Source organism: Streptomyces dengpaensis, assembly GCF_002946835.1.
GTDB classification, from domain to species: Bacteria; Actinomycetota; Actinomycetes; order Streptomycetales; family Streptomycetaceae; genus Streptomyces; species Streptomyces dengpaensis.
On record NZ_CP026652.1, the window covers coordinates 7,816,516 to 7,832,666 of the forward strand.

A 16,151-nucleotide genomic window follows, 5' to 3' on the forward strand; every position below is an offset into this window, starting at 1 on the left:
CGGTTGAGGATTCACCCGTCCAGGTTGTGGGGTGACATCACGCCAACTCTGGGAGCTTCCATGCCCGTTGATCGTCCGATCATCAACAGCAACGTGCCGCACTCCGCCCGCATATGGAACTACTGGCTGGGCGGGAAGGACTGCTACGAGATCGACCGGCAGGTCGGCGACCAGATCGTGGCGGCGAACCCGGCGATCCTCGACATCGCCCTGGCGCAGCGGGCGTTCCTTGTCCGTGCCGTGGAGTACCTCGTCGGCACGGCCGGCATCCGCCAGTTCCTGGACGTGGGCACCGGCCTGCCCACCGCGGACAACACCCACGAGGTCGCCCAGCGGCTCGCCCCCGAGACGCGGATCGTCTACGTCGACCACGACCCGATCGTCCTGGCCCACGCCGAGGCGCTGCTCACCAGCACGCCCGAGGGCGCGACGGACTACATCGACGCCGACCTGCGTCATCCCGAGGCCATCCTGGAACAGGCCGCGAAGACACTGGACTTCACCCAGCCGGTCGCGCTGATCCTGTTGGGGATCACCGCCCATGTCACCGACGGCTCCGCCTACGAGATGGTCGGCCGCCTGGTGGACGCCCTGCCCTCTGGCAGCTATCTCGTGCTCTGCGACGACACCGAGGTGATCAACCCCGAGCAGATGCGCACGATGATCGAGCAATGGAACGAGTCGAGCGACAACCCCCGCATCAACCGCAGCCCGGAAGAACTCGCCCGGTTCTTCATGGGCTTGGAGCTGCTGGAGCCCGGCCTGGTCTCGGTCTCCCGGTGGTTCCCCGAGGGGTCCGGCGCGGAAGCACCCGCCGAGGTCGACGACTTCGGCGGTGTGGCCCGGAAGCCATAGGCCCTGTCGTCAATCAGTTGGCGAGTTGAGTGTTGTGGTTGGCGAGCGAGCTGATCTCGCCCCCGACACGGGGGCTCTCGCCGCCCGAATCGACCGAGACGCCACAGCCCAACCCACCCGGGGTCATGGCGCATGAGTTTCCTGAGTCAACCTCTATGCCGCCAGATGTTCGTCGGCGGGTGCGTTGATCTTGTCGTTGGCTTGGTGGATGGCGGGGTCGTAGCAGGTTCCGTCGCGCCAGCAGGCCCACATCACGCGCAGCCAGGCACGGGCCAGGATGCGGATGGCGTGGGGGTGTCGCTTCTTGCGGGCTCTGGCGTCGTTGTAGATCTTGGCGGCCCAAGCGCTGCCGTGGCGGCTGTTGTCGACGAAGGTGGTCAGCGCGACGCGGGCCCTGCGGTTGGTCGCGAAGCGGAAGGCGACCGTGCGGGACTTGCCCGAGGCGCGGGTGACGGGGACGACGCCGGCCTCGGCGATGAGCTGTTCGCAGCTCTGGGCGCGTTCCAGGATCGGGCCGATCTCCCCGATGACCTGGCCGAGGCTGACCTTGCCGATGCGCGGCATGGTGGCGAACAATGGCGCGTAGGGATGCGTCCCGGTGGCCTCGGTGATGGCCTTGTCCAGCGTGCGGATGGTTGCGCGTATGCCCTGCACGAGCTGGATTTGGACGCGGACGAGTTGTTCGGCGACGGCATCGCTCAGGCGGGACGCGGCCTTCGGGGCCGAGCGCAGGCGTTCGATGAGGACACTGCCGGGCTTCTTGCCGGAGTAGCCGCGGCGTTTGCACCACGCTTCGAGGCGTCCAGCGGTGAGCTTGGCCGCTTTGGTGGGGGTGGGGTAACGCTCCAGGAAAGCCATGGCGATGTCGCTGTCGAGGTCGGCGAAGACGGCCTTGCCGCCGGGCCAGTGCTCGTCCAGCAGCGAGGCGAGCTGGTTGACAGCGGCGACCTTGGCTTCGATGTGGTCGGCCCGCTGCCGGGTGAGTGCCTGCAGGTCCAAGGTAGCCTGCTCAGTGGGCTCCAGCCGGGGCAGGAGATGCCCGTCGGTGCGCAGGTAGTCGGCGAGTTTCATGCTGTCGCCGGCGTCCGTCTTGGCCTTGGAGGCACCCCAGCGTGCCCGCATCGCGTTGAAGGCGTTGGGGTGGACCGGCACGACGGGGTGGCCGGCGGCGAGCAGTCTGTCGACGGCCAGGCCGCGGCTGGTCTCGATGGCCACGGGCAGATCCGCCGGGGCTCCGTGCTTGCGCAGCCGGGCCAGGGTCTTGGTGAACCCTTCTTCGGTATGGGCGAGTTCCCACCGATCGATGCGCTTGCCGGTGGCGTCCATGACCGTCACGTCATGGGTCTCAGTCGCCCAGTCCCATCCGATGAACACGTGCGTCGCACTCCAAGGCGGTTCGAGGAGCACCTGCCCGGTGGTGAGGTCGTCTGCCGGGAGCTCATTAATCGGCCCTCAGCGGGGCGTGTCCCTGAAGCCGATCAGACGGCCTCGGCCCGGCAGGGCTGGCGGAACTCATGCTGGCCGTCGAACGGCTCGCACACTTGGCCATGCACCCACCGGGACCGAGAGGTCACAACCCTACTCGTGAGGGCTGCAGAAGGGATGGTCCTCTAATGAGCACACAAGGCTCCCGTGTCGGGGTGTCGTTGAGGCTCCGCGTCAGGACGGGGCGAGGACGCAGAACTCGTGGCCCTCCGGGTCGGCCAGGCACGTCCACGGGACGTCGCCCTGGCCGAGGTCGAGGTCGGTGGCGCCAAGGGCCCGCAGCCGGGCCACCTCCGCTGCTTTGTCGTCACCGGGGTACGGCAGCAGGTCGAGATGGACGCGGTCTGGCACGATCTTCACGCCCGGCGTGCGGAGGAACTCGAGATACGGGCCGACACCCTTGGCGGAGCGCAACACCGCATGATCGTCAGTCACCTCATGCAGAGTCCAGTCCATCGCCTCACCCCAGAACCGGGCCATGGCCCGCGGACCCACACAGTCGACCACCACCGCGGCGATCGGCCCGGTGTCCCGGTAGATCTCCCGAGGCTCCAGCACGCAGAACTCGTTGCCCTCCGGGTCGGCGAGGACCGTCCACGGCACTTTGCCCTGCCCCACGTGGGCGGGCCTGGCACCGAAAGCCTTAAGGCGCGCGACCAACTCCGCCTGATGGGCCGCAGAGGTGGTGGCGAGATCGAGGTGCACACGGTTCTTTGTTGTTGTCTTGGGTTCCGGGACGGGAACGACGTCGACACCGACGGCGACCGGGTCCGGCCAGACGAGGCCGCCGACGGGTCCGACGTAGGTGGTCACGCCGGGGCTGTAAGCACTCCAGCCGAGCGCCTCCGCCCAGAACCGGCCGACCGCCGAGGCATCAAGAGCCTTTATGTTCACCTGAACAGGTCGCAGTGCCATGCCGGCGATCCTATGCGCCCGCTCTGCAACGACATCCGCACCGTCGCCAAACAGAGATCAACTCTCTGACCGACGCAAGGTAAGAAGTCGGCGTTGCCGAAGGCCACGCGGACCGTGCCGGCCGTGGCGCACACCTCCATGGCCTTCTCCACGCCCGCGGCCGTCTCGACGAGCGGAATCAGCAGCGAACATCCGCTGCCGCTGGGGGATGGGCGGCAGGAAGTGGCCGTGCCGAGGGTGCCCGTCGTCTCCCAGGTCCTGCTGCGCGGGCCACCGCAGGAAGTACAGCCAGGGCCACAGCGGTGGCAGGGGATCGCCGGCCGCCGCGACCGGTTCCGGCTGGTCGAGCACTGCGGACAGGGCGGCGAGCGGGGCGGGGGACAGGACATCGTCTTCAGTGACTGCTCCGGGACTCCACGATTCCACGTACTGGGCGAGCCCGCTCTGGGCGATGTGCATGGCTTCTCCTCAACATCTGGCTCGGGGCGCGGGCCGAAACAACGGGCTCTGGACGTGGGCCGAAACAACGGGCCCTGGACGCGGGCCGGGAGCTACCACCGGCTGACCCCTTCACCGGGCCTGTGCCACCGGGCGAGGGTGGGGCGGTCGGCCATGGGAGTCATGGCGAGGGCTCATCATCATGCGGGCTGATGGGTGGCCTTGAATAATAGAAATGCGTGATGCCGGCATGCCCCGGCGGTATGGCGGGGCCGCAGGCCCGCGCACCGCACCAGGCGCCGTGCCGCGCACGGCAACCGGTACCGGACGGCGCCGGGAGTCGTCATACGTCCTTCGCGGGCCCCTCGTCGTACAACTGCGCCGAGGGCCACTGCCCTTGACGTACGGCCGAGTGGATCTGGCGGGACAGTTCCTTGGCCACGACCTCGGCGGCGGGCGTGACCCGCCCTGCCCTGGAGGTGCCGAGCACGATCGAGCGCCACACCTCGGGTTCGCACAGCGGCGCGGCGCTCAGCGAGCCGTTCGCGACGTCCTCGGCGATCCCGACGCCCGGCAGAATGGTCCAGCCGTGGCCGGCCAGCACGAGCTGCTTCTGCACGTGCATGGAGTTCGTCTGGACGATCAGGTTCATCTCCACTCTGGCCTGCGCGGCCGCCGCGTCGATCACCGTACGCAGTCCGTGGCCGGCCGCGGGCACCACCAGCGGATGCGACACGGCCTCCTCGAACGGGACGGGGTGCTCGGCCCGGAGCCCGGCGGACGGCGGCGCGACCGCCCACAGTTTCTCCCGTACCAGCGGTTCCGCGTTGAGCGACGGTGTACTGGCGAGGTTGTACAACAGGGTCAGGTCCAGGTCTCCGTCGTCGAGCCACTGCTGCAAGTGGCCGGAGTACGCGGTGAGCAGGCGCAGCTCGATGCCGGGGTGGTCGCGGATGATGGCGGACGCGAGGGGTTCGGCCAGCAGGTTGCTCGCGCTGTCGAGCAGGCCGACGGTCACGATGCCGGTGACAACGCCCGGCGTCGGCCGGATCTCCGCGCGGGCCCGTTCCAGTTCGTTCAGGGCGCGCCGGGCGCGCTCGACCATCGTCATCCCGGCGGCCGTGGGCTGCATCCCCTGCCGGGTCCGCTCGAACAGCGCGACGCCCAGCTCCTGCTCCAGGGTGCGGATCTGCCGGGTGACGGCCGGCTGGACCAGATGCAGGAGTTCCGCCGCGCGCGTGACGCTGCCCGCCTCGGCCACCGTGATGAGCGCTCTGAGCTGCTTGACGTCCATCGCTCCTCGACACCATCTTCCATCTGCGCTGGGCATGGGCCCATCAAAAAATGGTATTTCACCTACCGCGCCATGAGCATCCATGATGGCACTGCTGCCGGAACGAGGGAGGTTCCCGGAATACACCGCGTCACCCTGCGGTGCATCGGGCGGCTCGAGGGCGACCGCACTCGTCCTCGGCGCCGGCGGATCTCTGTGTGACCCCTGCGGGAGATCCGTCGGCGCGGCCCCCCTGGTCAGCACGTTCCTCGGACAACCCCTGGAGGTCAGACCATGACCGGACTCCCGCTCACCGGCGTCACCGTCGTGAGTGTCGAGCAGGCGGTGGCGGCACCATATGCCACCCGCCAGCTCGCGGATCTCGGTGCCCGTGTCATCAAGGTGGAGCGGCCCGGGGGCGGCGACTTCGCCCGCCGGTACGACACCACCGTGCACGGTCAGTCCAGCTATTTCGTCTGGCTCAACCGGTCCAAGGAGTCCGTGACCCTCGACCTGAAGTCCCCGGCCGGCCGGGACGTACTGGAGGAACTGCTGGCCCGGGCCGACGTGTTCGTACAGAACCTGGCTCCGGGCGCTGCGGCCCGCCTGGGCCTGGACGCCGCATCACTTACCCAACGGCACGCATCGCTGATCCCGTGCACCATCTCCGGATACGGCACCTTCGGCCCGTGGGCGGACCGCAAGGCCTACGACCTGCTCGTGCAGTGCCAGACCGGCCTGGTTTCGCTGACCGGAACACCGGAGGAGACCGCTCGGGTCGGGGTGTCGATCGCCGACATCGCCGCCGGCATGTACGCCTACTCCGGCATCCTGACCGCGTTGTACACGCGGGCGACCTCGGGCGAGGCGCGGGCGGTGGAGGTCTCGCTCTTCGAGGCACTGGCGGAGTGGATGAGCCAGCCCGCGTACTACACGCGGCACGGCGGCACACAGCCCCCGCGGATCGGCACGCAACACGCCACCATCGCGCCCTACGGCGCCTACACGGCGGCCGACGGCAAGCAGGTGCTGTTCTCCATCCAGAACGAGCGGGAATGGGCGGCGCTGTGCGAACGCGTCCTCGCCCGCCCCGAGTTGGCGGACGATCCGCGGTTCGCCACCGGATCGGACCGGGTCGCCCACCGGGACCAGCTCGACGCGGTCATCACCGAGCGGTTCCAACGATCTGGCAGCGCTGAGGTGATGAAGCTGCTGGACGCGGCGGGGATCGCGAACGCCGGAGTCAACGACGTGCGCGAGTTCATCGAACATCCGGTGCTCGCCGAGCGGAACCGCTGGCACGAAGTGGCCATCCCGGGCGCGGTGGTGCCGGCTCTCCGGCCGCCGGCGGACCTGGCGGGAATCGAGCCGCGCATGGACCCCGTACCCGCCGTGGGCGAACACACCGAGCGGGTCCTGGCCGAACTTGGGGTCACCGCAGCCCGGATCGAGGGACTGCGGGCCGACGGCGTCATCTGACAGCACGCTTCGGCACTGAAGAAGCGAACGCCTCTGCACCGAAAGACGCGAAACCTCGGCACTGAAAGTGCTGAAAAGAGGAGGAGTACACCGTGAGCACCCTGGACGCCCTCTCCGAGGACGAGCAGTTCGTCGTGAAGACCGTGCACGAGTTCGTCAACAAGGAGGTCAAGCCCGTCGTCCAGGAACTCGAGCACTCCAACACCTACCCCGAGGCCTTGATCGAGCAGATGAAGCAGCTCGGGATCTACGGGCTCGCCATCCCCGGGGAGTACGGCGGCAACGCGGTCTCCATGCCCTGCTACGTGCTGGTCACCGAGGAACTCGCCCGCGGCTGGATGAGCCTGGCGGGCGCCATGGGCGGCCACACCGTGGTCGCCAAGCTGCTGCGGCACTTCGGCACCGAGGAGCAGAAGCGCCGCTATCTGCCGAAGATGGCCACCGGCGAGATCCGGGCCACCATGGCCCTGACCGAACCCGGCGGCGGCTCCGACCTGCAAGCCATGCGCACCATCGCCCGCAAGGACACCGACGGTTATGTGCTCAACGGCTCGAAGACCTGGATCAGCAACGCCCGGCGCTCCAAGCTGATCGCGCTGCTGTGCAAGACCGATCCCGAGGCGAGCCCCGCGCACAGGGGCATTTCGATCCTCCTCGTCGAGCACGGCCCGGGTCTCACGGTCTCCCGCGACCTGCCCAAGCTGGGCTACAAGGGCGTGGAGAGCTGCGAGTTGGCCTTCGACGACTACCACGCGCCGGCCGACGCGGTGCTCGGCGGCGTCGAGGGCAAGGGCTTCGCCCAGATGATGAAGGGCCTGGAGACCGGCCGCCTGCAGGTCGCCGCCCGCGCACTCGGCGTCGGCCGGGCGGCGCTCGAGGCCTCTCTCGACTACGCCCAGGAACGTGAGTCCTTCGGCAAGCCCATCTGGCAGCACCAGTCGATCGGCCACTACCTCGCCGACATGGCCACGTCCCTGACCGCGGCCCGCCAGCTCACCCTGTACGCCGCCCGCGAGGCCGAGGCGGGGCGACGGGTCGACATGGAGGCCGGCATGGCCAAGCTGTTCGCCTCCGAGACCGGCATGCACATCGCCCTCAACGCCGTCCGCATTCACGGCGGTTACGGCTACTCGACCGAGTTCGACGCCGAGCGGTACTTCCGTGACGCCCCGCTGATGATCGTCGGAGAGGGCACCAACGAAATCCAGAAGAACGTGATCGCGAGCCAGCTCATCAAGCGCGGCGGACTCGACGCGTAACGGCACGGCACGCGGGGAGCAGCGCTCTACAACGTCCGTGGTGGAGCGCTGAAGAACAGAAAGCGGCCCGGACGAGGGCTGTCATGGGGAACCACGAGACGCCCTCAAGATGAACATCATTGTGTGTGTGAAGTACGTGCCCGACGCCACTGGCGACCGGCACTTCGCCGATGACCTGACCGTCGACCGTGACGACGTGGACGGTCTGCTCTCGGAGCTCGACGAGTACCCGTCGAGCAGGCGCTGCAGATCGCCGAGAACGCGGACGACGCCGAGGTCACTGTGCTGACGGTGGGCCCGGAGGACGCGAAGGACGCGCTGCGCAAGGCGCTGTCCATGGGTGCGGACAAGGCGATCCACGTCGAGGACGACGACCTGCACGGCACGGACGTCATCGGTACGTCGCTGGTGCTGGCGAAGGCGAATTGCCGGGCTCGGCGGCCGGCCGCTGGCCGCCTGCCTGGACTCGACTCGCTGACCACGTCCTGCCGCGCATCACGCCGTCCATCGGCTTCGAAGCGACCTCATGACCCGATTCGCCGACCCCCGCCTGCTGCCCGCTCCCTTGCTGCTGGTGCGTTGTCCTCGCCGCTCGGTCGGTGCCGCTCAGCCCTGGGGGCTGCCCGCGACGTAGAGGACCTGTCCGGTCGCACGGACCCCTCGCCGACAGCACCCACACCCGCGTCGCCGAACTGCTCGCCCACCACGACGACCGGCTGTGCAAGACCCTCGCCGCGCTCGCGGACCGTACGTACGACGCCTTCCGGGGTTCGAAGCAGGCATTCAGGGGCAATCGCGCAGAATCCGGGAATTCGGTTCTCCTCTTCATAAAAGAGGTAAAGGCGCAAAGGAGCGCATAGATCGCCAATGGACGTACTGTATGGGGAGGTGGGGCCACACAGCCGGAGGAGCGAGATGCGCGGGTCCACCCCTGGCGCCGGAGAGCGGGTGCTCTCCTTCGCCGGTTTCGCGACGGCCGTGCTCGACGACGAGGGCACCGTGCTGTTCTGGTCTCAGGCGGCCACCGAGCTGGTGGGCTGGACGGCCGAGGAGGTCTGTGGCCGCCCGGTGAGGGTCCTGCTTGCCGACGCCTCGCCCTCCGAGTGGCCTGCCGCACGGGAGGCCGGCGTTCCCGCCGGTGGTCGCGTACTGCTCCGGCACCGTTCAGGCGGTTCGGTCGAAGTCACCTTCGAGGTGCTGCGGTCGGAACACTCCGCTGAATGCCTCGTGCTGATCGCGCCCACCGCGCAAGTGACCGACCGCGAGCAGGGCGCGAATCTCCTGTGCACGCTGCTTGCCCAGGACCGTATCGGAATCTCCGTCCACGACGTGGACCTGACCGTCGTGCGGACCAACATCGCGTCCGAGAAGTTCGGCGGCTCCGCTCTGCCCCCAGGCAGCCGTCTGGCGGACGTGATGTCCCCACAGGACGCCGAGACCGCCGAGACCACGCTGCGCCGGGTGCTCGAGACGGGTGTGCCACTGACGGGGCGGGGCGTGTGCATGCCGGCACCCCATACCCCACCGGGGCACTGGACGTCGTTGTCCGCTTTCCGGCTGGACGACGCCGAAGGGGCTCCGACGGGCGTCGTCGCGATGTTCACGGACACCCCGGCGCAGCAGCGGGCCCTGCGGGAGCTGGACCTGCTGCACGAGGCCGCCACCCGCATCGGAGGCTCCCTGGACGTCGTCGGTGCCGCGCAAGACCTGGCGGACGTCGTCGTGTCCGCTCTCGGCGACCTCGCCTGGGTCAATCTGGCCAATGCCGTGTTCGAAGGTGACGAACCCCCCAGGTTCATCGGTGGGCGAAAGCCGTATCTGCGCCGGGCGGCCGTGGCCTCGCGCACCGGCCCCTGGCCCGCCGCCCTTCTCCAGGTCGGCGAGTCGGCCCCTCCGCTGCCGTACTCGGCCGCACTGCGGGACGTCCAACACGGCCGGACCGTCATCCTCGACCGGGCGAAGGCGGCCGCTGCGCTCAGCCACCCTGGACAGTCGCGGCAGTTCATCCCCGAACGCGGGCACTCGGGTCTCTGGGCACCGCTGTTCGCCCGCGGTCTGGTGCTGGGCAGCGTTACCGTCTGGCGTACCGAGCAACCGGATCCGTTCGACGAGGAGGACGCGGAACTGGTCGCGGAGATCGCCTCACGAGCCGCGCTGAGCGTGGACAACGCGCGGCGCTATACCCGCGAGCACCGCTCGGTTCTCGCGCTGCAGCAGAGCCTGCTTCCCCCGCCCACGACCGACAGCCTGGCGGCGGAGACCGCCGGCTACTACCTGCCCGCCGGCGGCGGGGCCGACATCAGCGGCGACTGGTACGACGTCATTCCCCTGCCGTCCTTCCGGGTCGCCATGGTCGTCGGAGACGTGTTCGGCCACGGCCTGTACGCCACCGCCACCATGGGCCGCCTCCGCACCGCCGTCCGTACCCTTACCGACCTCGAACTCGACCCCACCGAACTGCTCACTCACCTCGACGACCTCGTGCAGCAACTCGTTGGAGAGGCGGAGACAGGAAGCACTGTCGGTGCCACCTGTCTATACGTCCTCTACAACCCGGTCTCTCGCAGATGCGGAGTGGCCAGCGCCGGTCACCCGCCGCCCGTCGTGGTCCGGCCCGACGGAACCGTGGAAGTGATCGACGTTTCCCCGGGTCCGCCACTGGGAGTGGGCGGCATGCCGTTCGAGACCACCGTCATCGACCTGGAACCCGGCAGCGTTCTCGCTCTGTACACCGACGGCCTGATCGAACGAGATGATGTCGACGGCGGCCTGATGTGGCTGAAAGAAAGCCTCGCGGTCCTGTGCCGTCCTGACCGCGCGCTGTCCGACACCGGCCGCGCACTGCTCCCCGGCCTCGGGGACCCCCCGCCTCGCGACGACATCGCCCTGCTCCTGGCCCGCACCCGGGCCGTACCGGCGGACAACGTCGCGAGCTGGGAGTTCGCCGCTGAGCCTGAGGTCGTGGCCACCGCCCGCCAGGCCGCCGCCGAGCAGCTGGCCGCCTGGGGGCTGGAGGAGGTGGCCTTCACCACCGAGCTGGTCGTCAGCGAGCTGGTCACCAACGCGGTCCGTTACGCCGGGGGCCCGATCGGGCTGCGGCTGATCCGCGAGAACGTGCTCGTCTGCGAGGTCACCGATCCCAGCAACACCCAGCCCCGCCTGCGCCGGGCCCGCTGGACGGACGAGGGAGGACGCGGCCTGTTCCTCGTCGCCCAGCTCACGAACCGCTGGGGGAGCCGCTACGGCCCGCACGGAAAGACCATCTGGGCCGAGCAGTCCCTCGTACCGGACGCCATCGACTTCGCGGCGCTCATGTGAACCGCGCCCGGCGGTCTGCCGGTTGCGGTCCGCCGGGCGCTTCGGCACAGGTGTCGGGTGTCCGGGTCGGTGACGACTGCGCGGTGGAAGGGGATGGCGGTGGCCATGCCGTCGATGTGGAATTCGGCGAGGGCGCGGGCGGCGCGCTGCAGGGCCTGTTCGCGGGTGGCGCCGGTGACGATGAGTTTGGCGAGCAGGGAGTCCCAGGCGGGGCCGATGACGGCGCCGGACTCGACGCCGGCGTCCAGGCGGACGCCGGGGCCCGAGGGCGGGGTGAAGGTGGTGACGGTGCCGGGGGCGGGCAGGAAGCCTCGGCCGGGGTCTTCGCCGTTGATGCGGAACTCGAGGGAGTGGCCGCGCAGTTCGGGGTCGGTGTAGCCGAGGGGCTCGCCGTCGGCGATGCGGAACATCTCGCGGACCAGGTCGATGCCGGCGACTTCCTCGGTGACGGGGTGTTCGACCTGCAGGCGAGTGTTGACTTCCAGGAAGGAGATGGTGCCGTCGGCGTCGACGAGGAATTCCACGGTGCCGGCGCCGACGTAGCCGGCTTCCTTGAGGATCGCCTTGGAGGAGGAGTACAGCTCGGCGACCTGGGCGTCGGACAGGAAGGGGGCGGGGGCTTCCTCGACGAGTTTTTGGTGGCGGCGCTGCAGGGAGCAGTCGCGGGTGGAGACGACGACCACGTTGCCGTGGGTGTCGGCCAGGCACTGGGTCTCGACGTGGCGGGGTTTGTCGAGGTAGCGCTCGACGAAGCACTCGCCGCGGCCGAAGGCGGCGACGGCCTCGCGCACGGCGGACTCGTACAGTTCGGGGACCTCGTCCAGGGTGCGGGCCACCTTCAGGCCGCGTCCGTCGCCGCCGAAGGCGGCCTTGATGGCGATGGGCAGGCCGTGCTCCTTGGCGAACGCGACGACCTCCTCGGCGCCGGAGACCGGGTCGGGGGTGCCGGCGACCAGGGGGGCGCCGGCGCGCTGGGTAGGGTTTCTCCAGACCGAAGTCGGTCGACCGGTGCCGCGCGAACTCGTCGAACTCGACGAAGGACCCGTCGTCCATCAGCAGCTCGATCCGCTCACGGGCCGTCAACTTGCCCTTGGCGTACTGCTTTTCGACCGCGCGCTCCGAGCCGCGTGCGTCGCCTCCTGGATACGGCGCCGCAAGTCAGCGAGCTTGCCCGCGGTGGTGCGGATGTCGATGTCGTTCACTGATTGCTCCACCCGAGTGCTCACTGATCAGAAGGTGTCGTGGGGGACGTGCACGCCCCAGACGTCGCGTAGTGCGTGTGAGACCTCGCCGACCGTGGCGCGCTGCCGCAGGGCCTCGCGCATCGGGGGCAGCACGTTGTCGGAGCCCCGCGCCGCGGTGCGCAGGGTGTCGAGGGCACGCTCTACGGCGTCGTTGTCGCGCTCGCTGCGCAGGGCGGCGAGGCGTTCGCACTGGTCGAGCTCGATCTGAGGGTCGACGCGCAGGGGCTCGTAGGGCTCTTCCTCGTCGAGGGCGTATTTGTTGACCCCGACCACGGTCCGTTCCTGGTTGTCGATCTCCAGGGCGATCCGGTATGCGGACCTCTCGATCTCCGACTTCTGGAAACCCTGTTCGATCGCCGCCACCGCACCGCCGCGGTCCTCGACGGCCTGGATCAGCTCCAGGGCCGCCGCCTCGAGGTCGTCGGTCAGCGACTCCATGACGTAGGACCCGGCGAAGGGGTCCACGGTCTTGGCCACGTCGGTCTCGTAGGCGATGACCTGCTGGGTGCGCAGGGCGAGCCGTGCCGCCTTCTGGGTGGGCAGGGCGATGGCCTCGTCGTAGGAGTTGGTGTGCAGGGACTGCGTACCGCCGAGGACCGCGCCCAGGCCCTGCAGGGCGACCCGGACGAGGTTGACCTCGGGCTGCTGCGCGGTCAGTTGAACCCCTGCGGTCTGCGTGTGGAAGCGCAGCATCTGCGACTTGGGGTTTCTGGCCTTGAACTCGTCGCGCATGATGCGGGCCCAAATGCGGCGCGCGGCACGGAACTTCGCGATCTCCTCCAGCAGCGTGGTCCGGGCGACGAAGAAGAACGACAGGCGCGGTGCGAAGTCGTCGACGTCCAGGCCGGCGGCGATCGCCGCGCGCACGTACTCCTTCGCGTTGGCGAGGGTGAACGCGATCTCCTGCGCGGGCGTGGCTCCCGCCTCGGCCATGTGGTAGCCGGAGATGGAGATCGTGTTCCAGCGGGGCAGTTCCTTGTGGCAGTAGGCGAAGATGTCGCTGATCAGCCGCAGGGACTGCTTCGGCGGGAAGATGTAGGTCCCGCGGGCGATGTACTCCTTGAGTACGTCGTTCTGGATCGTGCCGGTCAGCTGGTCACCGGCGACGCCCTGCTCGGCCGCGACCAGCTGGTACAGCAGGAGCAGCGTCGACGCGGGGGCGTTGATCGTCATCGATGTGGACACCTTGTCCAGCGGCAGCCCCTGGAACAGCGTGCGCATGTCCTCGATCGAGTCGATCGCCACGCCGACCTTGCCCACCTCGCCGCGGGCGATGGCCTCGTCGGAGTCGTAGCCCATCTGTGTCGGCAGGTCGAAGGCCACACTGAGGCCGCCCGTGCCCGCGCCGACGAGCTCGTGGTAGCGCTCGTTCGACTCCTTCGCCGTGCCGAACCCGGCGTACTGCCGCATCGTCCATGGCCGGCCTGTGTACATCGACGGATACACGCCCCGCGTGAACGGGAACTTCCCCGGGGCGCCCAGCTTGGCGTCCGCGTCGAAGCCCGTCAGCGCCCAGCCGTCGTAGAGCGGATGGATCGGCAGGCCGGACTCGCTGTGTGCGACGGAATCCACACGGACCTCCTCTTGGTACTCAATCTCTCCTTGACGGTACTCAGTACCGTAGCTTCGGGCAAGTGGCCTTCGGGGACTGAGACACGGAAGGATGAGTGGTCATGAGCAAGCCACCCGCGCGGATCCGACTCGCGGACGCCGCCTTCGCCCTCTTCGACGAGTGCGGATACGAGCAGACCACCGTCGACGACATCGCCGAACGGGCCGGAGTGGGGCGTACGACGTTCTTCCGGCATTACCGGTCCAAGGAAGCGGTGATCTTCCCCGACCACGACCGGCTGCTCGCGCTGATCAAGGACCGGCTGGCCACCTCCAGCCACAGCACCGCCCTGGTCGCCGTGTCCGACGCGGTCCGCCTGGTGCTGCTGCACTACATCGACGAAGGCGACCTCGCGCGGCGACGGTACGCGCTCACCAGCAAAGTGACCGCCCTGCGCGACCGGGAGATCGCCAGCGTCGCCCGGTATCAGCGGCTGTTCCGTGAGTTCATCGCGGACTGGATGGGGGACCCCACGGAGTCGGCGTCGCTGCGGGCCGAGCTCATGGCGGCGTCCGTCGTCGCGGCCCACAACCATGTTCTGCGACGGTGGCTCCGGGGCGAGTCGTCCGACCCGGTCGCCGAAGTGGACGAGGCGATGCGCGAGGTGCTCGCGCTCTTCCCGGCGCCCTCCGGCCACGCGGGCACCGGCAACGAAGGCACCACCGTCGTCGCCTTCCGCACCGGGCAGGACCTCGACGCACTGCTCCCCTCGCTCAGACGTCTCGTCGAGGACGGCCCGGCGCACTGAGCCCCCCAACCGGGGCAGTCCGGTCGCGTCCGCCGCTCACAGCCCGGGAGGGTCGAAAGCGATGGTGGCCGGGTCCACCGCGGCGCCGCCGCCGTCGACGACCAGGGCGTGACCCGTCACCGTCGAGGCGTCACCCGAGGCGAGGAACGCGCACACCGAGGCGATCTCCTCCGGCTCCGCGACGCGCCGCAACGGCACATGACGAGTCGTCAGGCGATAGGCCTCCTCCGCGGAGACGCCCTGGCGCTCCGCCAGGCAGGCCATCGCGGCGTCGCCGAGGGGGGCGCACCCAGCCCGGGCAGACGGCGTTGACGCGGACACCGCGCGGGCCGACATCCCGGGCGAGCCACCGGACGAGGCCGATGACTCCGTGCTTGGCGGCCGTGCGGTTGACGCCGTGGCCGCGGGCGGTCGCCGCCGCGACGACGTGCCGGCCGGTGCGGCCGGTGGCGCCGGTGACGGGTACTCGGTCGGTGGCGGGCGGGGCCCAACTCTTTCTACGGATTCCGGCGTCGGGCCGGTCTCCGCGGCATGGGCTCGGCTTCCCGGGGACCGGCGGCCACCGCTTCGGAGTCGAGGATCTGATCCCCGTACACATCCTTTATCCAGGTGGTCTGGTAGACGGTGTCGAGGTAGCGCTCTCCCAGGTCCGGGGCGATGGCCACAGCGGTGAGGCCAGGCGTCTCATGCTGGGCCAGCCACTCCATCGCGCCGCTGACCACCGTGCCGGTGGAGCCGCCGAACAGGAACCCGTGTCCGGCCAGACGGTGGCAGGCGCGGATGGTGTCGGCCTCCTCGACCTGTATCACCTCATCCACATAGGACTCGTCCAGCAGCGGCGGGCGCATGCTCATGCCCAGGCCGGGAATCAGCCGGCGGCCCGGCTCACCGCCGAAGGCCACCGAGCCGACGGTGTCCACCGCGACGATCCGCACGGGCCGGTGCCACTTTCGGAAGTAGCGCGCGCAGCCCATCAGGGTCCCGGTGGTCCCCGCTCCGACGAACAGCACGTCCAGCTGCGGGAACTGGCGGGCGATCTCCTGCGCCGTCGTGCGGTAGTGCGCCCGCCAGTTGCCCGGATTGGTGTACTGGCTCAGCCACACGTACCGGTCGTCGGAGGAACACAGCGCGCGTACGTAGTTGATCCGGGCGCCGAGGAAACCGCCGTTGGCGTCCAGGTCGGCGATCACGTGCACCTCGCCGCCCAACGCCTCCATCAGCAATCTGGTCGACAGATTGCAGCGGGAGTCGGTCACACACAGGAACCGGTATCCCTTGCTCGCGGCGATCATGCTGAGCGCTACGCCCAGGTTTCCGGACGAGGACTCGACCAGTACCGAATCCGGCGTCAGGAGTCCGTCCTTCTCGGCGGCCTCCACCATCTCTACCGCGGCCTTCAGTTTGATCGAGCCGGCGAAGTTGAAGCCCTCGCACTTCAGGTAGAGGGAGTGCCCGAAAATCGGCTCGAGGTCGACGTAGAGCTGACGTTCGTTAAAGGCATGTGGAGCGGAGATGATGGGCACGC

At 69.1% G+C, this 16,151-nt stretch carries 12 protein-coding genes and 4 pseudogenes; 7 read left to right on the forward strand and 9 right to left on the reverse strand.

Annotated features, from left to right (window positions below):
• Nucleotides 1-60: 60 nt before the first annotated feature.
• The gene (locus tag C4B68_RS36445) at nucleotides 61-855 is read left to right on the forward strand and encodes an SAM-dependent methyltransferase (protein WP_099503192.1); all 795 of its coding nucleotides are present in this window, start codon (nucleotides 61-63) and stop codon (nucleotides 853-855) included.
• Nucleotides 856-1,008: 153 nt separating this feature from the next.
• Here the strand turns inward: C4B68_RS36445 and C4B68_RS36450 are convergent, their stop codons facing one another.
• Nucleotides 1,009-2,229, reverse strand: a complete 1,221-nt coding sequence (locus tag C4B68_RS36450; RefSeq protein ID WP_104880074.1) for an IS110 family RNA-guided transposase — start codon at nucleotides 2,227-2,229, stop codon at nucleotides 1,009-1,011.
• 285 nt (nucleotides 2,230-2,514) lie between these two features.
• Entirely contained in the window at nucleotides 2,515-3,255 is a 741-nt protein-coding gene (locus C4B68_RS36455; protein ID WP_099506743.1) for a VOC family protein, read from the reverse strand.
• A 93-nt stretch (nucleotides 3,256-3,348) separates the two neighbouring features.
• Between C4B68_RS36455 and C4B68_RS42565 the strand changes: the two genes are divergently transcribed.
• The gene (locus C4B68_RS42565) at nucleotides 3,349-3,906 is read left to right on the forward strand and encodes a hypothetical protein (RefSeq protein WP_180289411.1); all 558 of its coding nucleotides are present in this window, start codon (nucleotides 3,349-3,351) and stop codon (nucleotides 3,904-3,906) included.
• 130 nt (nucleotides 3,907-4,036) lie between these two features.
• Here the strand turns inward: C4B68_RS42565 and C4B68_RS36470 are convergent, their stop codons facing one another.
• On the reverse strand, nucleotides 4,037-4,987 hold the full coding sequence (locus tag C4B68_RS36470; protein ID WP_099506742.1) for a LysR family transcriptional regulator: 951 nt from the start codon (nucleotides 4,985-4,987) through the stop codon (nucleotides 4,037-4,039).
• 273 nt (nucleotides 4,988-5,260) lie between these two features.
• Here C4B68_RS36470 and C4B68_RS36475 point away from each other — a divergent pair, with 273 nt between their 5' ends.
• The 4 genes and pseudogenes from C4B68_RS36475 to C4B68_RS36490 all read left to right on the forward strand — a co-directional run bounded on the left by C4B68_RS36475 (nucleotide 5,261) and on the right by C4B68_RS36490 (nucleotide 11,022).
• Complete coding sequence (locus C4B68_RS36475) at nucleotides 5,261-6,445, forward strand: CaiB/BaiF CoA transferase family protein (RefSeq protein WP_099506741.1); 1,185 nt, start codon at nucleotides 5,261-5,263, stop codon at nucleotides 6,443-6,445.
• A gap of 92 nt (nucleotides 6,446-6,537) precedes the next feature.
• The gene (locus C4B68_RS36480) at nucleotides 6,538-7,704 is read left to right on the forward strand and encodes an acyl-CoA dehydrogenase family protein (RefSeq protein WP_099506740.1); all 1,167 of its coding nucleotides are present in this window, start codon (nucleotides 6,538-6,540) and stop codon (nucleotides 7,702-7,704) included.
• 109 nt (nucleotides 7,705-7,813) lie between these two features.
• Nucleotides 7,814-8,127 (forward strand): annotated as a pseudogene (locus tag C4B68_RS36485) (electron transfer flavoprotein subunit beta/FixA family protein); the annotation flags it as partial.
• Nucleotides 8,128-8,619: 492 nt separating this feature from the next.
• Complete coding sequence (locus tag C4B68_RS36490; protein ID WP_099506739.1) at nucleotides 8,620-11,022, forward strand: SpoIIE family protein phosphatase; 2,403 nt, start codon at nucleotides 8,620-8,622, stop codon at nucleotides 11,020-11,022.
• 62 nt (nucleotides 11,023-11,084) lie between these two features.
• Here C4B68_RS36490 and C4B68_RS36495 read toward each other — a convergent pair.
• The 3 genes and pseudogenes from C4B68_RS36495 to C4B68_RS36505 form a co-directional block, all read right to left on the reverse strand.
• A pseudogene (locus C4B68_RS36495) lies at nucleotides 11,085-12,008 on the reverse strand (ATP-binding protein); the annotation flags it as partial.
• Nucleotides 11,995-12,224: pseudogene (locus tag C4B68_RS36500) on the reverse strand (carboxyl transferase domain-containing protein); the annotation flags it as partial. The pseudogenes C4B68_RS36500 and C4B68_RS36495, both read right to left, overlap by 14 nt.
• A 27-nt stretch (nucleotides 12,225-12,251) precedes the next feature.
• Complete coding sequence (locus tag C4B68_RS36505; RefSeq protein ID WP_099502330.1) at nucleotides 12,252-13,838, reverse strand: acyl-CoA mutase large subunit family protein; 1,587 nt, start codon at nucleotides 13,836-13,838, stop codon at nucleotides 12,252-12,254.
• A gap of 101 nt (nucleotides 13,839-13,939) precedes the next feature.
• On the opposite strand from C4B68_RS36505, the gene C4B68_RS36510 reads away from it, so the two are divergent.
• Nucleotides 13,940-14,626, forward strand: a complete 687-nt coding sequence (locus tag C4B68_RS36510; RefSeq protein ID WP_099502329.1) for a TetR/AcrR family transcriptional regulator — start codon at nucleotides 13,940-13,942, stop codon at nucleotides 14,624-14,626.
• 36 nt (nucleotides 14,627-14,662) lie between these two features.
• Here C4B68_RS36510 and C4B68_RS42570 read toward each other — a convergent pair whose 3' ends face one another.
• The 3 genes and pseudogenes from C4B68_RS42570 to sbnA all read right to left on the reverse strand — a co-directional run bounded on the left by C4B68_RS42570 (nucleotide 14,663) and on the right by sbnA (nucleotide 16,149).
• Nucleotides 14,663-14,890, reverse strand: coding sequence for an SDR family oxidoreductase (locus C4B68_RS42570; protein ID WP_257217350.1), 228 nt, complete (start codon nucleotides 14,888-14,890; stop codon nucleotides 14,663-14,665).
• Between the two features lie 25 nt (nucleotides 14,891-14,915).
• Nucleotides 14,916-15,224, reverse strand: a pseudogene (locus C4B68_RS44890) (SDR family oxidoreductase); the annotation flags it as partial.
• Complete coding sequence (gene sbnA / locus C4B68_RS36520) at nucleotides 15,124-16,149, reverse strand: 2,3-diaminopropionate biosynthesis protein SbnA (protein WP_099502328.1); 1,026 nt, start codon at nucleotides 16,147-16,149, stop codon at nucleotides 15,124-15,126. The gene sbnA and the pseudogene C4B68_RS44890, both read right to left, overlap by 101 nt.
• Nucleotides 16,150-16,151 lie beyond the last annotated feature (2 nt).

Excerpts from the sequence above, each read along its gene's own strand:
- C4B68_RS36490 (WP_099506739.1), top strand. The coding sequence starts at position 8,620 with ATGCGCGGGTCCACCCCTGGCGCCGGAGAGCGGGTGCTCTCCTTCGCC.
- C4B68_RS36510 (WP_099502329.1), top strand. The coding sequence starts at position 13,940 with ATGAGCAAGCCACCCGCGCGGATCCGACTCGCGGACGCCGCCTTCGCC.
- C4B68_RS36455 (WP_099506743.1), bottom strand. The coding sequence starts at position 3,255 with ATGGCACTGCGACCTGTTCAGGTGAACATAAAGGCTCTTGATGCCTCG.
- C4B68_RS36445 (WP_099503192.1), top strand. The coding sequence starts at position 61 with ATGCCCGTTGATCGTCCGATCATCAACAGCAACGTGCCGCACTCCGCC.
- C4B68_RS42570 (WP_257217350.1), bottom strand. The coding sequence starts at position 14,890 with ATGGCCTGCCTGGCGGAGCGCCAGGGCGTCTCCGCGGAGGAGGCCTAT.
- C4B68_RS36475 (WP_099506741.1), top strand. The coding sequence starts at position 5,261 with ATGACCGGACTCCCGCTCACCGGCGTCACCGTCGTGAGTGTCGAGCAG.
- C4B68_RS36470 (WP_099506742.1), bottom strand. The coding sequence starts at position 4,987 with ATGGACGTCAAGCAGCTCAGAGCGCTCATCACGGTGGCCGAGGCGGGC.